General features: G+C 76.9%; 14 protein-coding genes and 1 pseudogene. 11 read left to right on the top strand and 4 right to left on the bottom strand.

The genetic code is table 11. The annotated features are described in order from the left end of the window. Positions 1–68 precede the first annotated feature (68 nt). Positions 69–1,478: a selenium-binding protein SBP56-related protein gene (locus ABD990_RS17040; RefSeq protein WP_345381512.1), complete on the top strand. Its 1,410-nt coding sequence runs from the start codon at positions 69–71 to the stop codon at positions 1,476–1,478. Between the two features lie 37 nt (positions 1,479–1,515). On the opposite strand, the gene ABD990_RS17045 is transcribed toward ABD990_RS17040, so the two are convergent. Continuing rightward, a complete protein-coding gene (locus ABD990_RS17045) occupies positions 1,516–2,043 on the bottom strand; it encodes a hypothetical protein (protein WP_345381513.1) in 528 nt (175 codons plus the stop codon). A gap of 413 nt (positions 2,044–2,456) precedes the next feature. Here ABD990_RS17045 and lanL point away from each other — a divergent pair, with 413 nt between their 5' ends. The 6 genes from lanL to ABD990_RS17075 all read left to right on the top strand — a co-directional run bounded on the left by lanL (position 2,457) and on the right by ABD990_RS17075 (position 12,282). Then, positions 2,457–7,100 carry a class IV lanthionine synthetase LanL gene (gene lanL / locus ABD990_RS17050; protein WP_345381514.1) on the top strand — a complete coding sequence of 1,548 codons (4,644 nt, stop codon included), beginning with the start codon at positions 2,457–2,459 and terminating at the stop codon, positions 7,098–7,100. A 4-nt stretch (positions 7,101–7,104) separates the two neighbouring features. After that, complete coding sequence (locus ABD990_RS17055) at positions 7,105–7,257, top strand: hypothetical protein (RefSeq protein WP_345381515.1); 153 nt, start codon at positions 7,105–7,107, stop codon at positions 7,255–7,257. 54 nt (positions 7,258–7,311) lie between these two features. After that, positions 7,312–7,461 (top strand): ALQxL family class IV lanthipeptide, encoded by a 150-nt coding sequence (locus tag ABD990_RS17060; protein WP_345381516.1) that lies wholly within the window; start codon positions 7,312–7,314, stop codon positions 7,459–7,461. A 148-nt stretch (positions 7,462–7,609) separates the two neighbouring features. Further along, complete coding sequence (locus ABD990_RS17065) at positions 7,610–9,361, top strand: ATP-binding cassette domain-containing protein (protein WP_345381517.1); 1,752 nt, start codon at positions 7,610–7,612, stop codon at positions 9,359–9,361. Further along, the gene (locus ABD990_RS17070) at positions 9,358–11,403 is read left to right on the top strand and encodes an ATP-binding cassette domain-containing protein (RefSeq protein ID WP_345381518.1); all 2,046 of its coding nucleotides are present in this window, start codon (positions 9,358–9,360) and stop codon (positions 11,401–11,403) included. Before ABD990_RS17065 ends, ABD990_RS17070 begins: the two co-directional genes overlap by 4 nt. Positions 11,404–11,553: 150 nt before the next feature. Further along, positions 11,554–12,282 (top strand): ANTAR domain-containing protein, encoded by a 729-nt coding sequence (locus tag ABD990_RS17075; RefSeq protein WP_345381519.1) that lies wholly within the window; start codon positions 11,554–11,556, stop codon positions 12,280–12,282. On the opposite strand, the gene ABD990_RS17080 is transcribed toward ABD990_RS17075, so the two are convergent. From ABD990_RS17080 to ABD990_RS17090, 3 genes are all read right to left on the bottom strand, one after another. Beyond that, on the bottom strand, positions 12,242–12,994 hold the full coding sequence (locus ABD990_RS17080; protein WP_345381520.1) for an ANTAR domain-containing protein: 753 nt from the start codon (positions 12,992–12,994) through the stop codon (positions 12,242–12,244). The two genes, ABD990_RS17075 and ABD990_RS17080, sit on opposite strands and share 41 nt — an antisense overlap. Positions 12,995–13,128: 134 nt before the next feature. Further along, the gene (locus ABD990_RS17085) at positions 13,129–14,163 is read right to left on the bottom strand and encodes a magnesium and cobalt transport protein CorA (protein ID WP_345381522.1); all 1,035 of its coding nucleotides are present in this window, start codon (positions 14,161–14,163) and stop codon (positions 13,129–13,131) included. Between the two features lie 43 nt (positions 14,164–14,206). Then, entirely contained in the window at positions 14,207–14,923 is a 717-nt protein-coding gene (locus ABD990_RS17090) for a CAP domain-containing protein (protein ID WP_345381523.1), read from the bottom strand. Positions 14,924–14,945: 22 nt separating this feature from the next. On the opposite strand from ABD990_RS17090, the gene ABD990_RS17095 reads away from it, so the two are divergent. The 4 genes and pseudogenes from ABD990_RS17095 to ABD990_RS17110 all read left to right on the top strand — a co-directional run. Continuing rightward, on the top strand, positions 14,946–15,236 hold the full coding sequence (locus ABD990_RS17095) for an acylphosphatase (protein WP_345381524.1): 291 nt from the start codon (positions 14,946–14,948) through the stop codon (positions 15,234–15,236). A gap of 75 nt (positions 15,237–15,311) precedes the next feature. Beyond that, on the top strand, positions 15,312–15,722 hold the full coding sequence (locus ABD990_RS17100; RefSeq protein ID WP_345381525.1) for a VOC family protein: 411 nt from the start codon (positions 15,312–15,314) through the stop codon (positions 15,720–15,722). A gap of 152 nt (positions 15,723–15,874) precedes the next feature. Continuing rightward, positions 15,875–19,438, top strand: a complete 3,564-nt coding sequence (gene smc / locus ABD990_RS17105) for a chromosome segregation protein SMC (protein WP_345381526.1) — start codon at positions 15,875–15,877, stop codon at positions 19,436–19,438. A gap of 78 nt (positions 19,439–19,516) precedes the next feature. Further along, positions 19,517–19,883: pseudogene (locus ABD990_RS17110) on the top strand (hypothetical protein); the annotation flags it as partial.

Genomic DNA, 19,883 nt, shown 5'->3' on the forward strand with positions numbered 1-19,883 from the left:
GGCCCTTGACCGGACTCCCCACCCGGCGCAGGGTGGACGGCTTCTCCGAGCGACGAGGAGGGCGTGCCATGTCGCAGCCGGTCACCGATCCGACGTTCTACCGCTCCGCCGCGGAGGCCGCGGCCGCGCCACCCGAGCGCCTGGCGTACGTCGCCGCGTTCGACCGGTCCGCCGGACGATCCGACGCGATGACCGTCGTCGACGTCGATCCGGAGGCGGAGACCTTCGGGCGGGTGGTCGGCTGGACCGACATGCCCGGCACCGGCGACGAGCTGCACCACTTCGGCTGGAACGCGTGCTCCTCGGCCCTCGCCCACGCCGGGCACGACACCGACGGCCTGGCCCGGCGGTACCTGCTGGTCCCGGGCCTGCGGTCGTCGAACGTGCACGTCCTCGACACCGTGCCGGACCCGCGCGCCCCGCGCGTGGTCCGGACGATCACGGCGAAGGACCTGTCCGAGGCGGCGGGCTACTCGCGGCCGCACACCCTGCACTGCGGCCCGGACGGCGTGTTCCTCACCTGCATCGGCGGCCCGCAGGGCGACGACGACGGGCCCGGCGGGATCGCGCTGCTGGACCACTCGACCTTCCAGGTGCTGCGGGGCTGGGAGACCGACCGGGGTCCGCAGCGGCTGGCCTACGACGCCTGGTGGCACCTCAACCGCAACGTCCTGATCTCCAGCGAGTGGGGCCACCCGTCGATGATCGAGGACGGGGTGGTGCCCGAGCTGCTGCTCGCCGGCGAGTACGGGCACGCGATCCACGTCTGGGACCTGGCCGAGGGCCGCCACCTGCAGCGCATCGACCTCGGCGCCCAGCACCAGATGGCGCTCGAGGTGCGGCCCTCGCACGACCCCGAGGCGACCTGGGGCTTCGTCGGCGTCGTGATCTCGACCGAGGACCTGTCCGGGTCGATCTGGCGGTGGTTCCTCGACGGCGACGAGTGGCGTGCGGAGAAGGTGATCTCCGTCCCGGCCGAGCCGGCCGACCCGGACCTGCTGCCGCCCGCGCTGCAGCCCTTCTCCGCGGTGCCGCCGCTGATCACCGACATCGACCTCTCCGTCGACGACCGGTTCCTGTACGTCTCGTGCTGGGGCACGGGTGAGCTGAAGCAGTACGACGTCACCGATCCGGCTCACCCGCGGGAGGCGGGCTCGATCCGGCTCGGCGGCATCGTCGGCCGGGCACCGCACCCGGCCGCACCCGACCTGCCGCTGTCCGGCGGGCCGCAGATGGTCGAGGTCAGCCGGGACGGGCGGCGCGTGTACTTCACCAACTCGCTCTACGGCGCCTGGGACGACCAGTTCTTCCCGGACGGTGTCGGCGCGTGGATGGCGAAGGCCGACGTGGGCCCGGACGGCGGGATGGCCCTCGACCCGCGGTTCTTCCCGCACGGCGACGAGTTCCGCGGCCTACGGGTGCACCAGGTCCGGCTGCAGGGCGGGGACGCGTCCTCGGACTCGTACTGCCACCGGTAGAACGGTCGGCACGGGTTCGGCGCGGGTTCGGCGCGCGTCACCGCGGCGTCAGCTCGAGGTCGGCGCTGCCGCCGCCCACCGACCGCACGTCGACGCTCACCTGATTGACGGTGATCCGCGCCCCGCTGCGCGCGGTGAGCCGGACCGAGGACGAGCCGTCGGAGGTCGACGTCCGCATGCCCGCGCAGGGCCCCGAGCAGCTCAGGCTCACCTGACGGCCGGGGATCACGGCGACGAGCGCGACCCCGTCCGCGTCCACGCCCTCGACCCGGATCTCCGTGACCTCGGCGTCCGCCGGGAGCGGGATCGACGCCGGTCCGTCGACCCGGACCTCGCACGGTCCCCGCCCGCACACCGCGAGATCGTCCGCACGGCCGCCCGCGGGGTCCGGCGGTGTCGTCGGTGCCGCGGCCGTGCTCTGCGCGACCCCGGGTCGCGGCTCGGGCGGCGCGGTCGCGGGCGCGTTCGCCGGCGCGGGCGCGGTGCACGCCGCGACGAGCGACAGGGCGAGGGCGCACAGCACGACCGGGCCCGGCCGGCCGCGCGGGGACGAGGGCACACACATGGAAGCGTCCGTTCGCGGTCCTCGGGTCCGCGCCGCGTACCGGGTGCCGGCCCGCCGACCCGGGGTACGTGGTCCGGACGAACGGGCGGGACGGGGTCACGGGCGCGCGGGCCTCGAGCGGTGCGGGTGCACGGCGAGGTCAGGGCCGGCGGCCGACGCAGGGGCGCGCCGCCGGCACCGACGGTAGCGGCTCTCGGCCGCCGACGGGAGGGCTGCTGCGCCGGCCGGGTGAGCAAGCCGCGGTGGGACGTGCGCTGTGCGTAATCCTGCGTATGGCGCGACCCACGGACCGTCCGCTACCGTCACTCCCCGTTCCGCTCCCGGCGGCCCCGCGGCCGCCGACGCCGGAACTCCTTCACCGCCCCGGACCTCGGCGGGCCAGCAGTCACGGCCGTGTCCGAGGGGGCGATCCCATGAGTGTCCGGTGGTCGGAGCGTCCGCCGCTCGGGCGGCGCAGCGGCGGGCCGGGGGCGCCCGACGCCTCGGGTCGGGTCGCGGAGCCGGGGGCGCCGGACTGTCCGGCGCTGGGCATGTCCCGCCGACCGGGTCCGCAGCCCGTTGCGACCGATCTGGTCGCGCTGGTCGAGGGCCTGCTGAGCGCAGCCGGACACGGCTGGACCGTGCACCGGGGCGACACATGGTGCACCGCGGCACCCCTGGAGCGGCAGCCGCGGGCAGCGGGGTGGAAGCTGCATGTCTCCGCGACGCCGCGCACCGCCGCCGCCGTGCTCACCGCGATCGTCCCGTGCCTGGCCGCGCACCGCGTCGCGTTCAAGTTCGCACCCGACCTGGCCGCGGTGCGGGCGTTGGGCAGCCGCGAGTGCGAGCGCGCCCAGGCGGGCAAGGTCGTCACCGTCTATCCGGGGGACGACCGGCAGTTCGTCGCGCTGGCCGAGGAGCTCGACGCCGTGACCCACGGGCTCGCGGGCCCGCGGATCCTCTCCGACCGCGTCTACCGCACGGGCAGCCTCGTCCACCACCGCTACGGCGCCTTCGACCGGCCCGCCGAGCTCACCGCGGACGGCGTCTACCGCGGGGTCCTCGTCACCCCCGAGGGCGTGACGGTGGCGGACCGGCGCGAGGCCCACTACACCTGCCCGACCTGGGTGACCTGTCCGCTGCCGGGACCGGCGGACGAACCGGCCGGCCCGCGCGCAGTGCTGCTCGGCGACCGCTTCACCGTGCGGGCCGCGCTGCGGCACTCCACGAAGGGCGGGGTCTACCTCGCCGACGACGCCGTGCTCGGCGGCACCGTCGTCGTCAAGCAGGCCCGGGCGCACACCGAGGTCGACGAGGCCGGCCGGGACGCCCGGCACGCGCTCCGGCGGGAGGCGGACATGCTGCTCCGCCTCGCGCCGACCGGGGTCGTGCCCCGCCCGCTCACCACCTTCGCGCAGGACGGTGACGAGTTCCTGGTCGAGGAGCACCTCGACCGGGTCCCGCTGGGGGCGTGGACCGCGGCCCACTGCCGGCCCGGTCGCGGCGTGCCGGCCTACGAGGCCGTGGCGATGGCCCGGCGCCTGGCCGAGCTGGTGGCGCAGGTGCACGAGCGCGGCGTGGTGCTGCGCGACCTGAGCCCGACGAACGTGCTGGTCGACGCCGGGGGCCTGCCCGCCGTCGTCGATCTCGAGCTGGCCGCGCCGGTCGGTGCGCGGGCGCGGCGGGGCGGCACGCCCGGCTACCGCGCGCCGGAGCACGACGGCCCGGGACCCGACCCCGTGGCCGGCGTCGCCGAGGACCTGTTCGCGCTGGGCTGCCTGTTCCTCCTCCTGGCCCTCGGCTGCGACCCGGTGCTGCCCGCCGACCGCCCGGCCGGCGTCGCGCCGGTGGCTCCCCGCCTGCTCGCCTGGCTGGACGCCGTGGCCCGCGACCACCCGGCGGCCCGGGCGCTGCGGCCCGCGATCGCCGCGCTGGTGGTCGACGACCCTCGGGAGCGGGCCCCGGTGGCGACCGTGCTGCCGCTGCTCCGGCCGGCCGAGGACCCGGATGCGCCCTCACCGGCCCGTCGGGCGCCGGACCGGGCCCGCCTCGTGCGCGACGGGCTGGCCCACCTGCTCGCGACCATGACCCCGCAGCGCACCGACCGCCTCTGGTCCGCCGGGCGCGGCGCGGCCTTCGACCCGGCTGCCGTGCAGCACGGCGCCGCGGGGGTGCTCGACACCCTCACGGCCGCGCTCGCCGGGTCCGCGGACGAGCGGCGGGGTGAGCTCCGGGAGGCGGTGGCGACCGCGGCCGGCTGGGTGCGGCGGCGGGCGGCCGCGGAGCCCCGCCGGCTCCCGGGCCTCCACTTCGGCCGCTCCGGCACGGCCTGGGCGCTGCACGCCGCGGGTGCCGCGCTCGGTGACCCGGACCTGGCCGACGCCGGCGTGCAGATGGCGGCCGAGATCCCCCTGGTCCACCCGGCGAATCCCGACGTGGCCCACGGGCTGGCGGGGGCCGGGCTGACGGCCCTGCACCTGTGGTCCGTCACCGGGGCCGACGCCATGCTGGACCGCGCCCGCCGGTGCACCGACGACCTGCTGGCCGCGGCCGAGCGGAGCGACGGCACGGTGCTCTGGCCCGTCCCGTCCGAGCTGGACTCCGAGCTCGCCGGTGTGCGGCACCACGGCTTCGCGCACGGCACCGCGGGCATCGGCTACTTCCTGCTGGCCGCCGGCGCCGCGACGGGCGACGGCCGCGCTACGGACCTCGCCCTCGCGGCCGCCGACGGCCTCTGCGACGCCGCGCTCCGCGACGACGGCGCCGCCTGGTGGCCGGCGGGCCCCGGCGGCGCGGAGCGCCTGGTGCACTGGTGCAACGGGTCGTCGGGCATCGGGACCTTCCTGCTCCGGGCCTGGCGGGTCGGCGGCCGGGAGCGCCACGCCGAGCTCGCGGCCGCGGCCGCGGTCGCCGTGCACAGAGCCCGCTGGGGATCCCTGCCCTCGGCGTGCCACGGCCTGGCCGGGAACGGCGAGTTCCTGCTCGACGCCGCCGGGCTGCTCGGCGAGCCCGCCCTGCGGGAGTGGGCGGAGGACCTCGCCGAGGCCGCGGCCCTGCGGCACTGCCGGCGGGACTGCCGGCTGCTCGTCGCGGACGAGACTGGCCGCGACGTCGTCGCCGACGCGGGCACCGGGCTCGCCGGCGTGCTGCGCTTCCTGCTCCGCCTCGAGCGGGGCGGCGCCCGGGCCTGGACGGTCGACGAGGTGATCGAGCGACCGACCCCGGGGGCGCAGACCGAGCAGCCGGAGCCGTTCGTGCCGATCGCCCGACCTCCGGTCCGCGCCGGCTTCCGGTTCTCCCCGTCCGGCCGCCACGGCGCGTGCCTGGTCGGGCGCGGGGGTCGCTACGCGGTGGAGGCGTGGTCCTTCGACCCGCCCCGGCCACGCCCCGTGCCCGCCGAACGGCCCGAGACCCGCTGGACCCAGCCGCTCCCGCTCGACGACGGGAGCCTGCTCGTCACCCGCCCGATCGACGCCCGCCACCACCTCACCCTGGTCGCCCGGGACGGCACGAGCCGACTCCTCGGCGTGGTCGACGCGCGGGGGCTGCGGCTCCTCGCCGGCCCGGCCACGGCGGACGGTGAACCTGCGGAGGGTGAGGCCGGCGGTGGAGCGCTGGGTTGGGCGCTCAGCACCGAACGGGACGGGAGCACGCGGCTCTGGCGGATCGGCGCGGACGGACCGGTCGAGGTGGGCCGGGTCCCGGGCCTCGTCCCGAGCAGCGCCTGGCTGGACCCCGCGGGCCGTTCGCTGGCCGTCGGCCTGCTGGCCGAGGGGCGGACGCGGCCGGTGGTGATCGACACGCTCGACGGCTCGACGCGGCCGCTGTCGGACCGACCCGACGACGGGGTGCGGCCGCTGCTGTGTGCGCCGGCGACCGGGCTGCTGGTCGTCGGGCGGGGCACGGACCGGATCGGCTGGGCCGGCGACCACGGGCGCGGCCCGCTCGCCCTCCCCGACGTGCTGCGCAGTACGGACGAGTGCCGGGTGTGGCCGCTCGCCGTGGATCCCCGGGGGCGGCACGTGCTCGTGCAGCTCGACGAGCCGTGCCGGTCCCACCTCGCCGTCTACCACCCGGGCGCCGACGAGCTCGTGCCCGTCCCGGTGCCCGCCGGGGTCGTCGGGGGATCGGCGCACTGGGGCGAGGACGCCATGCGGTTCCCGTTCACCGGTCCGGCCTCGCCGCCGGGCCTGGCCGAGCTGGCCCCGCCGACGTGCGGCCGGTTCACCCTGTACCCCGACCGCGCCGGGGACGACGGCGCCGACGTGCCCCTGGCGCCGGTGGAGCACACCGTCCTCGCCGGGCCGGCCGGCCCGATCGAGGCGGTGGTCCACGGGGACCGGGCCACCGCGCACGCGGTGCTGCTCGCCCTGCACGGCGGCCCCATCGGCGCCTGGCGCCTGTCCTACGACCCGCTGCTGCACGAGCTGGCCCGTGCCGGACTGCTCGTCGTCGCGCCGAACCTGCGCGGCGGGTCGGGGTCCGGTCCGCGCGACGAGCACACCGGCCGGGGCGCCTGGGGCGGCCCGGACCTGGCCGATCTGCTCGCCCTCGCACACGACCTCGCCGAGCCCACCGGCGCGCCGCTGCGCCTGCTGGGGGCGAGCTACGGCGCCTTCCTCGCCCTGCTCGCCGCCGGGATCGAGCCCGACCTGTGGTCACACGTCGTCGCGGTGGCGCCCTTCCCGTCGGCGCGGCGGCTGTACCCGGAGGCCGGGCCGTCGGTCCGGGCGATGATCGAGCGGCTGGACGGGCTCGCCCCCGTCGAGGACGGGCTCGGCGAGCGCGACGTCACGCGGTTCGCCCCGGCGGTCACCGCCCGCGTCCTGCTCGCGCACGGCACCGCCGACGACGTGGTCCCCGTCTCCCAGGCGCGCGCCGTCCGCGACGCGCTGCGCGCCGCCGGGTCCGCCGCCGAGCTGCGCTACCTCGAGTACCCCGGCGCGGGGCACGGCGTGCTGGACGACGCCGCCGCGCCCGATCTGCCGCGGACCGTGCTGGCCTTCCTGGCCGCCGGTCCCGGCCCGAGAACTTGCCGCGACCGCGGCGAGACCCGTCCCGACGGTGAGAGGGGGTGAACGGGTGGAGGTGACCCGGGAGGTCGGTGCACTGGAGGCGCTGCCGGAGACCGTGGCGACCACGCTCTGTGGCGACTTCGTCAACGACATCGTCATCCAGGTGAACATCAACGCCTGCTACTACACCTGCGGTGTCACGCAGATCAACGAGGCGTGACGCGCACCCGTCGCCGTCGGAGCGGGGGGACGAGATCGAAAGGAGGTGAAGCACATGCACACGACGGACATCGACGCGCTGCAGCAGTTGCCCGAGGGTCAGGCCACCGGCCTGTACTACGACTGGGAGGACGTCAACTTCCAGGCGAACTTCAACAACTGCTACGTGACCTGCAACATCACGCAGGTCAACGCGAACGGGTGACACACCGGTCCTCGTGACCGGCTGCTGAACGAGGCGTGTGCGAGGGCGCCGTTACCGCCCTCGCACACGCCTCCGGCATTCCACCGCCCCGCGCGATCTTCCGCCACTCCCGACCGGGCACGCGCCCGGTCCGAGCCCGGGAACACCCATGCGCCGATCCTCGCCGGAGCCCACCGCCTCCGGGCTGCTGTGGGCCGCCGCGCGCCGCACCCCCGCCACCACGGCGGGCGCGGCCGCAGCCGGCGTGCTCGCCGCGGCGAGCGCCCTGCTCGTCCCCGCCGCCCTGGCCGCGGCCGTCGACTCCGTGCTCGCACCCCGGGCCGGTGCCGCCCCCTCCACGGCCGTGCTGCTCCTCCTCGGGGTGGTGGCGACCGGGGTGGCCTCCGCCGCCCTGGGTGCCCTGGCGACGACCACGGGGGTCGCCCGGAGCACCGCCTGGCTCCGCCGCCGCGGCGTGGCCGGGCTGCTCGGGCGCGTCCGACCCGGGTCCGCCGCCCTCCCGGCCGGCGACGCGACCGCCCGCCTCACCGGGGTCGCCGCGGCCGCCGGACGCGTGCCGGCGATGACGGTCGGGGTGGGCACCGCGTTGCTCGTCGGCGTGACGGCGCTGGTCGCGCTCGCGCTGGTCGACCTGTGGACGGCCGTGGCGGTTCTGACGCTGGTGCCCGCGGGCGTCCTGCTCGCCCGCCGCTTCGCCCTGCGCACCGTCGACGCGTTCACCGAGTACCAGCAGGCCCAGGCCGCGCTCGTGACCCGGCTCGCCGACGCGCTCGCCGGGCGGCGGACGATCCGCGCCAGCGGCACCGTCGAGGCCGAGATCGCCCGGGTGCTCGCCCCGCTGCCCGCCCTGCGCGCGGCGGGCGCGCGGTTCTGGGCGCAACAACGCGATCTCGGGTGGTCCTTCGCCCTGCTCACGCCGGTGCTGCGGATCGTCGTGCTGGCGGTGGCCGGCCTCGGCGTGGCGGGGGGTCGCATGACGGTCGGCGACGCGGTCGCGGCCGTCGGCTACACGGAGCTCGTGCTCAGCGGCGCGCGGGCCGTGGACACCGTCCTGGAGATCGCGCAGTGCCGCGCCGCCGCGGCCCGCCTCGCGGCGGTCGTCGACCGGCCCGCCCCGGGCCCGGAACCCGGCCCGCGGCGGCCCGGCCCGGCGAGTGGCCCCGGGCGGGCCCGGCTGTCCGGGGTGACGGTCCGGCTCGGCGGCAGGACCGTCCTCGAGGACGTGAACCTGTTGCTCGTGCCGGGCGGCTGCACCGCGGTCGTCGGCGCGTCCGGATCGGGGAAGACCGTGCTGGTCGGCCTGCTCGGCGGGCTGTACCGCGCGGACGAGGGCGTGGTGCTGGTCGACGGTCGCCCGATCACGGAGCTCGACGCCGCCACCCTCCGGCGCACCGTCGCCTACGCCTTCGAACGGCCCGCGCTGCCCGGCGCCACCCTCGCCGAGGCGATCGCCTACGGCAGGCCCGACGCCGACGACCGGACCGTCGCCGACGCCGCGCGCGCCGCCCGCGCCGACCGGTTCGTGCACATGCTCCCGCTCGGGTACCGCACGCCCCCGGCCGACGCGCCGCTCTCCGGCGGGGAGCTGCAGCGGCTCGGCCTCGCCCGGGCGGTGGCCCAGGATGCGCGCATCACGGTCGTCGACGACGCCACCGCCGGCCTCGACAGCGCCACGGAGGCCGAGGTCGAGCAGGCGCTCGCGACGGTGCTGCGCGGGCGCACGCGCGTGATCGTCACCAGGAAGGCCGCGACCGCCGCGGCCGCGGACCGGGTCGCCTGGCTGCACGAGGGCAGGATCCGTGCCCACGCCCCGCACGCCGACCTGTGGGCGGACCCCGAGTACCGGGCCCTCTTCGTGCCGGCCGGCGCTGTTCCGGTGCCGGCCCCGGTGACCTCGTGAGCTCCGCCGCTGCGCCCATGACCGGGCCGGCCCTGCTGCGCGCCGGGATGCACGGGACACGCCGGGCCTGGGCGGGGCTCGCCCTGTTCAGCGTGTGCGAGGCGGTGCCCGCCGTCCTCACCGGACGCCTGGTCGCCGACGCGCTCGACGACGGCTTCCTCGCCGGCCGGCCCGGGCGGGGGGTGAGCCTGCTGGTGGGCCTCCTCGCCCTGGCGCTGTGCGGGGCCCTGGCCACCCGCCAGGTCGTGCCGCGGGTGGCCCGGATCGCGGAGGCCCAGCGCGACCACCTCGTCCGGTACGTCGTGGCCGCGACCCTGCGCGACGCGGTCGCGGGGACCGGCCCGGGGCACGACGGCGGCGACGCGGCCGCCGTCGCCCGGCTCACCGGGCAGGTGGAGAGCGTGCGGCTCACCGGCGCGGCCCTGCTGCGCACGGCCCGGCAGGTCGCCGTCGCACTCGTGGCCGGCGTCGCGGGACTCGCCCTGCTCTCCCCGGTGCTGCTCGCCCTCGTGCTCCCGCCGCTGGTGGCGGCGCTGCTCCTGTTCGGCCGGCTGCTGCGCCCGCTGGCCCGCCGCCAGCGCCGCACCGTCCTGGCCGAGGAGGCCGTCGCCGCCGAGGCGGCCGGGGTCCTCTTCGGCCTGCGGGACGTGCTCGCCTGCCAGGCCGCGGACCGCGCCGCCGACCGCCTGCACGCGCGCATCGACGAGCAGTTCGCCGCCACGCGTGCCCTCGGGCGCGCCTCCGTGCTGCGGGTCCTGGTCGTCGCGCTCGGGGCCCAGGTGCCGCTGGCGGCCCTGCTGCTGGCCGGACCGCTGCTGGTCCGCCACGGGGCGCTGACGGCCGGCGAGCTCGTCGGCGCGGCGAGCTACCTGCTGGTGTCGCTGGGCCCGGCGCTCTCGTCGCTCGTCCAGGTCGTGGGGAGCATGGCGCTGCAGGTGGCCGTGACCGTGCGCCGGCTCGCGGAGGTGGGAAGGGCCGCAGGCGGAACCGGCGGTGGGGTCGGCCCGCAGCCGGACCCGCAGCCGGACCCGCAGCCGGACCCGCAGCCGGATCCGCAGCCGGATCCGCAGCCGGATCCGCAGCCGGACCCGCAGCCGGACCCGCAGCCGGACCCGGGGCCGGACCCGGGGCCGGACCCGGCGCCGGGCAGGGAGCCGGACACCGAGCCGGCGCTCCGCCCGGCCGCGACGACCCCGTGGCCACGCCGTCGGCACGCCCCTGCGCGGACCCTGATCGGTGTCCCGGCGGCCCGGGCCGACGTCCGGGCCCGCGGCCTGACCTTCGCGTACGGGCCGCACTCGGCACCCGTCGTCGACGACCTCGACCTGGACCTCGCCGACGGCGAGCACCTGGCCGTGGTGGGGCCGAGCGGGGGCGGCAAGTCCACGCTCACCCTGCTCCTCGCGGGGCTGCTGCCGCCCGCGTCCGGCGAGGTGCGGCTGGGCGGCGTGCCGGTGGCCGCGCTGCACCCGCGGACCCGGCACGCCGCGATCACCCTGGTGCCGCAGCAGGCCTACCTGTTCCAGGGCACCGTCGAGGAGAACCTCGGCTACCTCACCCCCTTCGCCGACCCGGCCGGGATGCGCCGGAGCGTGCGGGCGGTGGGGGCCGAGGAGCTGGTCGACGCGCTCGGCGGCTACCGGGCCGCGGTCCACCCGGGAGCGCTCTCGGCCGGGCAGCGCCAGCTCCTCGCGCTGGCACGGGCCCACCTGTCGCGGGCCCGGTTCTGCCTCCTCGACGAGGCCGGCTGCCACCTCGACCCCGCGGCCGAGCAGGTCGCCGAGCGGGCGTTCCGGGAGCGCGGCGGGACGCTGCTCGTCGTGGCGCACCGGACGGGCTCGGCCGCGCGCGCCGACCGCGTCCTGCTGCTCGACGGCACCCGCACCCGCGTCGGCCCCTACCCCGACGTGATCGGGACGGTGCCGACCGTCCTCCGGACGGCCGCGCCCCCGGCGGCCGATCAGCCGTCCGGGCGCGCGTCACCCCGCGTGGTGACACGCGGCCGAACCGGGGGCGACGGCCGGGTGGGTCTGGTTCACTGACTCACGTCATCACGGATCGTCGAGACCACGGCCGTCCGTGCAGCGCCGCCGTCGGACAGAGGTTCACATGGTCGACGATCCCGGTGGCCCCCGCACCGTCGCCGTCGCCGTCGCCGTCGCCGTCGCCGTCGCCGCGGGCGGCGGGTCGCCGTGACCGCGGCGGGCGGTGCGCGGCCCCGGGTGTGGGACCTGCTCGTGGCCGCCGCCGCACGGCGCGGTGCGGCCGCCGTCGCCCCCGAGGACGTCTGCCGGGCGTGCGCCGAGGACCTGGACGTCGACGGCGTCGCGCTGATCGGGGTCAGCCCTCGCGGTCGCCAGCTGCTCGCCACGACGGACCCCCGCAACCGCGTGCTCGAGGAGTGGCACCAGGCGACCGGGCAGGGCCCCGCGGTGGCGGCGACCGTGGACGACGCGCTGGTCGTCGACGAGGCCGCGGAGGCGTCGGATCCCGCGTTCGCCGAGGTCGCGGCGCAGGCGGGGGTCGGCGCCTTCGCCGCCGTCCCGGTCCGGGTGGGCACGGTCGTCGTCGGCGTGCTGACGCTGGTCCGCAGCTCCCCGGACACCTTCGGTGCGGACACCCTCGCCACCGCCGCCGTCTTCGCCGACGCGGCGGGCGCCGTTCTGCTCGACGCGCTGCAGCACGGGAACGGCGACGGCGCGGGCCCGCCGCTGACCGCCGGGGACACCGGGGTCGCCGACCCGGACCAGGCGGTGGTGCTGCAGGCGGCCGGGATGGTCGCGGTGCAGCTCGGGGTGGACGTGGACGAGGCGCGGCGGCGGCTGGGCGTCTACGCCGGCGAGCGCGGCACGACCCTCGGCGAGGTCGCCCGCGCCGTCGTCAGCCGCAGACTGCGCATGGGACCGGGTTCGGCGCCGTGAGCCCGTGCAGGTCGGGGCCGGCAGGCGTGTCGACGATCGCGGCCGCCAGGCCGTGCACCGTGCGGCGGTAGCGGCGGGCGTGCTCCCGGAGCCGCTCGAAGGCCTCCTGCGGATCCACCTGTAGGCGCTCGGCCAGCATCCCCTTCGCCTGCTCGACGACGACGCGCCGGTCGAGCGCCTGCTGGAGCTGGCGCGCCAGCGTCTCGTGGTGCTGCCGGGACCGCCGCTGCAGGATCCCGACGGCCGCGGCGACGGCCATCGCCTCCAGCGCCTCCGCCGTCCGGGGGGAGGGCATCCGGCCGTCGCGCAGGAACAGGCTCACCGCACCCACCCCGAGGTCGTGCCGGCGCAGCGGCACGGCGTGCACCCCGCGGAACCCCGCCCCGCCGACGGCGGCGGCGAAGGCCGGCCAGCGCGCGGCCATCGTGCTGAGGTCACCGACGTGCACGGTGCGGCCGGACCGGTAGCAGGTCACCGACGGCCCCTGCCCCTGCAGGAGCTGGACGGCGTGCAGTGTCCGGCCCGCCGCGTCCGTCGCACCGGCGAGGCGCAGCTCGCCCTTCTGGGCCAGCGCCACCCCGGTCGACCGGACCCCGGCGAACTCGGCCGAGCGCCAGGCCAGCCGCTCGGCGAACTCACCCTCGTCGAACCGGCCACCCAGGGTGTCCGCGAACTCGAGCAGGGCACGTGACAGCGATCGCTCGTCCCACATCGGTCCCCCCGACGACGACACCGCCTGGGCGCGCGGTCACCTCCGCGCGCTTGCCCCGTTACTCGCCGGAGGCGGGCCGGACGTTTCCTGCGAGCGGCGGAAAAAGTGCCTCTGACCTGGGGAAGATCGAGGATCTAGAGCCAGTCCTTGCGCTTGAAGAGCGCATAGAGGAGCAGCCCCAGCGCGAGCATCAGCCCGATCGCGAAGGGGTAGCCGAAGGTCCAGGCGAGCTCGGGCATGTGCGTGAAGTTCATGCCGTACACGCCCGCGATCAGCGTCGGGGCGAAGAGGATGGCCGCCCAGGAGGAGACCTTCTTCATCTGCTCGTTCTGCACGTACCCGGCCTCGGTCAGGCGCGTCATCTCGTCGTTCTGCCGCTGCGCGACGAGCGTGGAGTTGACCGTGAGGAGGTTGGCGAGCAGGTCGCGCAGGCCCTGCGTGCGCTCGCGGACGCGGGTGGCGTGGTCCTGGACGTCGCGCATGAGCCGGCGCAGCTCGAGGTCGGGGGTCGTGCTCTGCTTGCCGAACCGGCCCCGCAGCTCGTCGAAGATCTCCGTCAGCGGGTCGACCGCGCGCTGGAACTCGATGACCTCGCGGGTGAGCTTGTAGATGCGCCGCGAGACCGCGGGATCGGCGTTCCAGACCTGGTCCTCGATCTGGTCGACGTCGTCCTGCAGGCCGTCGAGCACGGGGCCGTAGTCGTCGACGACCTTGTCCAGCACCGCGTAGAAGACGGCGAACGGCCCGTGGGCCAGCAGCTCGGGATCGTCCTCGAGCCTGCGCCGGACGACGGCGAGGTCCGGTTCCTCGGCGTGCCGCACCGTGACCACGAAGTCCGGGCCCAGGAACAGGTGGATCTCGCCGAGCTCGACCTCCTCGTCCTCGTCGACGTAGCGGGCGGGGCGGAGCACGGCGAACTCCGTCTGGCCGTAGCGCTCCAGCTTGGGCCGCTGGTGGCCGTGCAGGGTGTCCTCGACCGCGAGCTCGTGCAGCCCGAACTCGTGCTCGATCGCCTTGATGTCGTCGGGACCCGGCCGCAGCATCCCGATCCAGCAGAAGGTCTCCTTGCCGTCGGCGCAGCGCTGGAGGGTCTCGACGGTCTGGTCGAGCGACCCCGGTTCCTCCGCGCGGTGTCCGTCGACATACACCGCGTTGTCCACGACGGACATTCCGGACTCCTCCCACCTGCGACTCCTCCCGGAGCGTACGTGGTCAGCGACCGAAGTCCTGCGTCCAGTAGTACCCGTCGGTCGCGAGCCCGACCCCGATCGTGGTGAGCGAGCAGTCCTCGATGTTGCGGCGGTGCCCGGGGGAGTTCAGCCAGGCCTCGACCACGGCGGCAGGGGTGCGCTGGCCCCTGGCGATGTTCTCCGCGCCGGGGGAGGGGTAGCCGGCGGCGGCGATGCGGTCGGCGAAGTCGCGGCCGTCGAGGCTGTCGTGGGCGAAGTACCCCTGCGCGGCCATGTCGTCGCTGTGCGCCTGCGCCGCGCGGGCGATCCGGGCGTCGCTCGTGAGGGGGCCGCAGCCGGCGGCGGCCCGGGCGCGATTGGTGAGCGTGACGACCTGGCCGAGCGGTCCGTCCGCGGCCGGGCGGGGGGTGGTCGCCGGCGCCCGACGGGTGGTCGTGGGCGGCGGCGAGGACCGGGTGGTCGGGGCGGGCGTGGTGGTCGGCGGTGGTGCAGCCGTGGTGGTGGCCGCCGGGGCCGCGACCGGGAGCGTGGTCGTCGGCGGCGGGAGCTGCCGCGTCGTGGGCGGTGGGCTGCTCCCTGCCGTGCCTCCGGCCGTGCCGTCGACGGCCGCGTTGCCCGCGAGCGCGACGGACCAGGCGTCCGGCACGACGGCCGTGACGCCGAGGGCCGCGAGCAGCGCCCCGAGGGCGAGCCCGGCCAGGAGGGGGAGCGCCCGTGTGCGGGGCACCGGACCGGTCACGGCCGGGTAACCTAGCAAGGCGATGAGCAGCAACGACGGTTCCACCATTCGGCTCACCGCCTGGGTGCGCGGGCGCGTGCAGGGCGTCGGTTTCCGCTGGTGGACGCGGTCGCGCGCGCTCGAGCTCGGGCTCGTCGGCCAGGCCCGCAACCTCGCCGACGGCCGGGTCGCCGTCATCGCGGAGGGTGACCGGGAACGGTGCGAGCGGCTGCTGGGCCTGCTGCGCGGCGGGGAGACGCCGGGGTGGGTCGAGGAGGTCGTCGAGCAGTGGGGCGAGCCCAGGGGCGGGTTCGACGGGTTCGTCGAGGCCTGACGTTCCCCGCCGCGACGACTTCCTGTCGGTGTCCGGGTCTACGGTCCCTCCACATCGTCCTGGAGGAGGCGCCGCATGACCGTCCGGCTGAACCCGTACCTGCACTTCGACACCGAGGCCCGCGCGGCGATGGAGTTCTACCGCTCCGTCCTCGGCGGTGACCTGCAGATCAGCACCTTCGGGGACATGGGCGCCGAGGGGCCCGTCCCGCCGCCGGAGGGCGTCATGCACGCGCAGCTCACCACGGACGACGGGTTCGTCCTGATGGCCTCGGACGGCGACCCGGAGCGGGCGGCCGGCCGCACGGCGGTGTCGGTCAGCCTCTCGGGGGACGAGGAGGCGAAGCTCGAGGGCTGGTTCACCGGCCTCGCGGAGGGCGGCACGGTGGAGGTGCCGTTCGAGAAGCAGATGTGGGGCGACCGTTTCGGCATGGTGACCGACCGGTTCGGGGTGCGCTGGCTGGTGAACGCGGCCACGACGTCCTGACGGGTGTCCTGAGGGAACCTTCCCGGGGGCGGCGGGGGTGCTTGCACGGGCCCCGGCGGCCCGGCCCGCCCGGCCCGCCGACGCGCGGGCCGGGACCGCCCGATCCGGCCGGTACGCTCCGCTCACCCCCGAGAACCCCCGGAGCCGTCCCCGTGCACCTCAAGAGCCTGACGCTGAAGGGCTTCAAGTCCTTCGCCTCGGCCACGACGCTGCGCCTGGAACCGGGGATCACGTGCGTGGTCGGGCCGAACGGCTCCGGCAAGTCCAACGTCGTCGACGCGATCAGCTGGGTGCTCGGCGAGCAGGGGGCCAAGGCGCTGCGCGGCGGGAAGATGGAGGACGTGATCTTCGCCGGCACGTCCGGGCGGCAGCCGCTCGGGCGCGCGGAGGTCACGCTCACCATCGACAACTCGGACGGGGCGCTGCCGATCGAGTACTCGGAGGTCTCGATCACCCGGCGGATGTTCCGGGACGGCGCGGGCGAGTACGAGATCAACGGCAGCTCCTGCCGGCTGCTCGACATCCAGGAGCTGCTGTCGGACTCCGGCATCGGCCGGGAGATGCACGTCGTGGTCGGGCAGGGCCAGCTCGACGCGATCCTGCGCTCCAAGCCGGAGGAGCGGCGCGCGTACATCGAGGAGGCCGCGGGCGTCCTCAAGCACCGCAAGCGCAAGGAGAAGGCGCTCCGCAAGCTCGACGCGATGCAGGCCAACCTCACCCGGCTCACGGACCTCACCGCCGAGCTGCGCCGCCAGCTCAAGCCGCTGGGCCGGCAGGCGGAGATCGCCCGCAAGGCGCAGCAGGTGCAGGCCGAGCTGCGGGACGCGCGGATCCGGCTCGCGGCGGACGACATCGTGACGCTGCGGGACGCGCTCGCCCGCGAGGAGGCCGACGAGCAGCAGGCGCGCGAGCGCCGGGCCGAGGTCGCCGAGCAGCTCGACATCGCCCGGGCGCGGCAGGGCGAGCTGGAGGAGGCGCTCGCCGCCGACGCGCCGCGGCTGCAGCGGGCCCAGGACACCTGGTACGCCCTGTCGTCGCTGGCCGAGCGGCTGCGCGGCACCGTGCGGCTGGCCGAGGAGCGCGCCCGGCACCTGGCCTCCGCGGAGTCCGAGCGCACCCCGGGCCGGGACCCGGACGAGCTCGAGGCCGAGGCCGATCTCGTCGCGGAGCAGGAGGAGGAGCTGGTCGCGGCCGTGGTCGAGGCCCGCCAGCGGCTCGCGGAGGTGCTGGAGGAACGCGCCGAGCACGAGCGCACCCTGCAGGCCGCCGAGCGCGCCCACATGGCGGCGGTGCGGGCGATCGCGGACCGCAAGGCGGGCCTCGCGACGCTCGCGGGCAAGGCCGAGGCGCTGCGCAGCGGCGCGGCCGCCACCGCCGAGGAGATCGAGCGGCTGTCCGAGGCGCTCGGCGAGGCCGAGGCCCGGATCGTCACCGCGGCCGAGGAGCTGGAGGCCGCGCGGGAGCAGCTGGGCGTCCTCGACGAGGCGGAGGAGCCCGCCCTGGCGGTCGACGCGGCCACCGAGGCGAAGGAGACGGCGGCGGCGCGGGTCGCCGAGCTCGTCGCGCGGGAACGGGAGCTGGAGAAGCAGCGGGCGCACTGGCGGGCGCGGGTGGACGCGCTGTCGGTCGGGCTGGCCCGCCGGGACGGCTCGGGAGCGCTGCTGGCCGGCCCGCATCCCGGCGTCGTCGGAGCCGTGGCCGAGCTGCTGGAGGTGGAGCCGGCCGCGCGGGCGGCGGTCGCCGCCGTGCTGGGGGAGCTGGCGGAGGGCGTCGCGGTCGCGGACCACGAGGCCGCGGTGTCGGCGCTGCAGGCCCTGCGCGCGGGGTCCGAGGGCGCCGCGACGCTGCTGGTCGGCGGCGGACCCGAGGTCGCGGCGCCGGCGGGAGCCCCTCCCGCGGGCCGTTGGGCGCAGGAGGCGGTGCGGGCCCCGGCCGAGCTGGCGGGCGCGGTGGCGTGGCTGCTCCGGGGCGTGGTGCTGGTCGGCTCGCTGGAGGAGGCCCGCGCCGTCGTCGAGGCCGACGCCGGACTGGTCGCCGTCACCGCCGAGGGAGACGTCGTGGAGTCCGCCCGGGCACGGGGCGGTTCCGGCGGCGGGTCGAGCGCGCTCGAGGTGCAGGCCGCCGTCGACGAGGCCGTGGCCGCGCGCGAGCAGAACGAGCAGGAGCTGGCCCGGCTGCGCCCGGTGCTGGACGGCGCGCGGGCCGAGGAGGCCGCCCGCGCCGGCGACCTGGAGGCGGCCGTCGCCGAGCGTCGGGCCGCGGAGCAGCGCCGGGCGGCCGCGGGCAGCCAGCTCGGGCGGCTGGAGCAGGTCGTGCGGTCCGCCGAGCAGGAGGCGCAGCGGCTGCGTCAGCGACGGGACGAGGTGGAGGCCCGGCGGTCGGAGTCGCTGCTGGCCCTGGAGGCCGCGGAGCAGCAGCTGTCGGTCGCCGAGGGCGAGCCGGTCGACGACGAGCCGGACACCGAGGTCCGCGACACCGCCGCGGAGAAGCTGGCCGAGGCCCGGTCCGAGGAGGTGGAGTGCCGGCTCGCGCTGCGCACGGCCGAGGAACGGGCCCGCGCGATCGCCGGTAGGGCGGACTCGCTGCGCCGCCAGGCCTCGTCCGAGCGGCAGGCCCGGGCCCGCGCCGAGGCCTCGCGGCGCGAGCGGGAGCGCAGCGCCGCCGTCGCCGACCTGGTGGTCGGGGCCGGTGCCCGCGCATTGGAGCGGATCGAGGTCTCGCTGGCCTCCGCGGCCGCCGAGCGGGACGAGGTCGCCGGCGCGAGGGCCGAGCGGGAGGCCGCGCTGACGGAGGCCCGGGCCACCACCGGTCGGCTGTCCGCGCTGCTCGACAAGCTCGTCGACGCCGTGCACCGGGACGAGGTCGCCCGTGCGCAGTCCCGGCTGCGGCTCGAGCAGCTCACCGAGAAGGCGCTGGCCGACCACGGGATCGCCGTCGACGACCTGGTCGCCGAGTACGGCCCCGCGGTCGGGGTGCCGCCGTCGCCCGTCGAGGTCGCGGAGTACGAGGCGGCCAAGGAGCGGGGCGAGGACGTGGTCGCCCCGCCCTCGATGCCCTACGACCGCGCCACCCAGGAGCGCCGGGCCAGGCGCGCCGAGAAGGACCTCGCGCTGCTCGGCAAGGTCAACCCGCTCGCGCTGGAGGAGTTCGCGGCGCTCGAGGAGCGCTACACCTTCCTCTCGACGCAGCTCGAGGACCTCAAGAACACCCGCCGCGACCTGCTCACGGTGGTCCGCGAGGTGGACGACAAGATCCTCGAGGTCTTCACGCAGGCGTACGAGGACGTGGCGCGGGAGTTCGAGACCGTCTTCGCCACGCTCTTCCCGGGCGGCGACGGCCGGCTGGTGCTCACCGACCCGTCGGACATGCTGACCACCGGCATCGAGGTCGAGGCGCGCCCGCCGGGCAAGAAGGTCAAGCGGCTGTCGCTGCTCTCCGGCGGGGAGCGCTCACTCACCGCGATGGCGCTGCTGGTCGCGATCTTCCGGGCCCGCCCCTCGCCCTTCTACGTGCTGGACGAGATCGAGGCCGCCCTCGACGACGCCAACCTCCGCCGGCTCATCTCGCTGATGGAGGAGCTGCGGGCCACCTCGCAGCTCATCGTCATCACGCACCAGAAGCCGACGATGGAGGTCGCGGACGCGCTCTACGGCGTCTCGATGCGGGGGGACGGCATCACGACCGTCATCTCGCAGCGGCTGCGGCCGGCCTCGTAGCGCGGCGCCGCCCGCGCTCGTCGCGCGGACCCGGGCCCGCGGCCGGTGCGGCGCGGCGGGGCGTGACAGGCTGGGGGCGTGACGACGCAGACCCTCTGGATCCTCGTGGTCGTGATCGCGGTGGTCGTGCTGATCGCCCTGGTCGCCGGTATCACGGTCAGCCGCAGGCGCCGGATCAGCCTGCGCGAGCCCGAGGAGCTCGAGACCCCGGCCGGCGAGGAGAAGCCCAGGCAGGGCAACACCTACAAGGCCACCGGCGGGTTCGACTTCTCCGCCGGCAGCGGGGGCGGCACCGGCACCCCGACGCTCCCGCCCCGCGCGGAGCCCGGGCCCGACCTGCTGCCGCCGCCGCGGGAGAGGGAGCCGGAGCCGCGCCCCCAGGTCGGTCCGTCCGCCGCCGCGGCCGCCGCGCTCGTCGAAGGGGCTGCGGCCGCGGCGTCGGCGG

It is taken from the genome of Pseudonocardia yuanmonensis (genome assembly GCF_039542425.1).
GTDB classification, from domain to species: domain Bacteria; phylum Actinomycetota; class Actinomycetes; order Mycobacteriales; family Pseudonocardiaceae; genus Pseudonocardia; species Pseudonocardia yuanmonensis.

Coding starts and splice junctions, on each gene's coding strand:
- lanL (WP_345381514.1), top strand. CDS start 2,457: ATGAGTGTCCGGTGGTCGGAGCGTCCGCCGCTCGGGCGGCGCAGCGGC.
- ABD990_RS17095 (WP_345381524.1), top strand. CDS start 14,946: ATGAGCAGCAACGACGGTTCCACCATTCGGCTCACCGCCTGGGTGCGC.
- ABD990_RS17085 (WP_345381522.1), bottom strand. CDS start 14,163: ATGTCCGTCGTGGACAACGCGGTGTATGTCGACGGACACCGCGCGGAG.
- ABD990_RS17060 (WP_345381516.1), top strand. CDS start 7,312: ATGCACACGACGGACATCGACGCGCTGCAGCAGTTGCCCGAGGGTCAG.
- ABD990_RS17100 (WP_345381525.1), top strand. CDS start 15,312: ATGACCGTCCGGCTGAACCCGTACCTGCACTTCGACACCGAGGCCCGC.
- ABD990_RS17065 (WP_345381517.1), top strand. CDS start 7,610: ATGCGCCGATCCTCGCCGGAGCCCACCGCCTCCGGGCTGCTGTGGGCC.
- ABD990_RS17045 (WP_345381513.1), bottom strand. CDS start 2,043: ATGTGTGTGCCCTCGTCCCCGCGCGGCCGGCCGGGCCCGGTCGTGCTG.
- ABD990_RS17040 (WP_345381512.1), top strand. CDS start 69: ATGTCGCAGCCGGTCACCGATCCGACGTTCTACCGCTCCGCCGCGGAG.
- ABD990_RS17080 (WP_345381520.1), bottom strand. CDS start 12,994: ATGTGGGACGAGCGATCGCTGTCACGTGCCCTGCTCGAGTTCGCGGAC.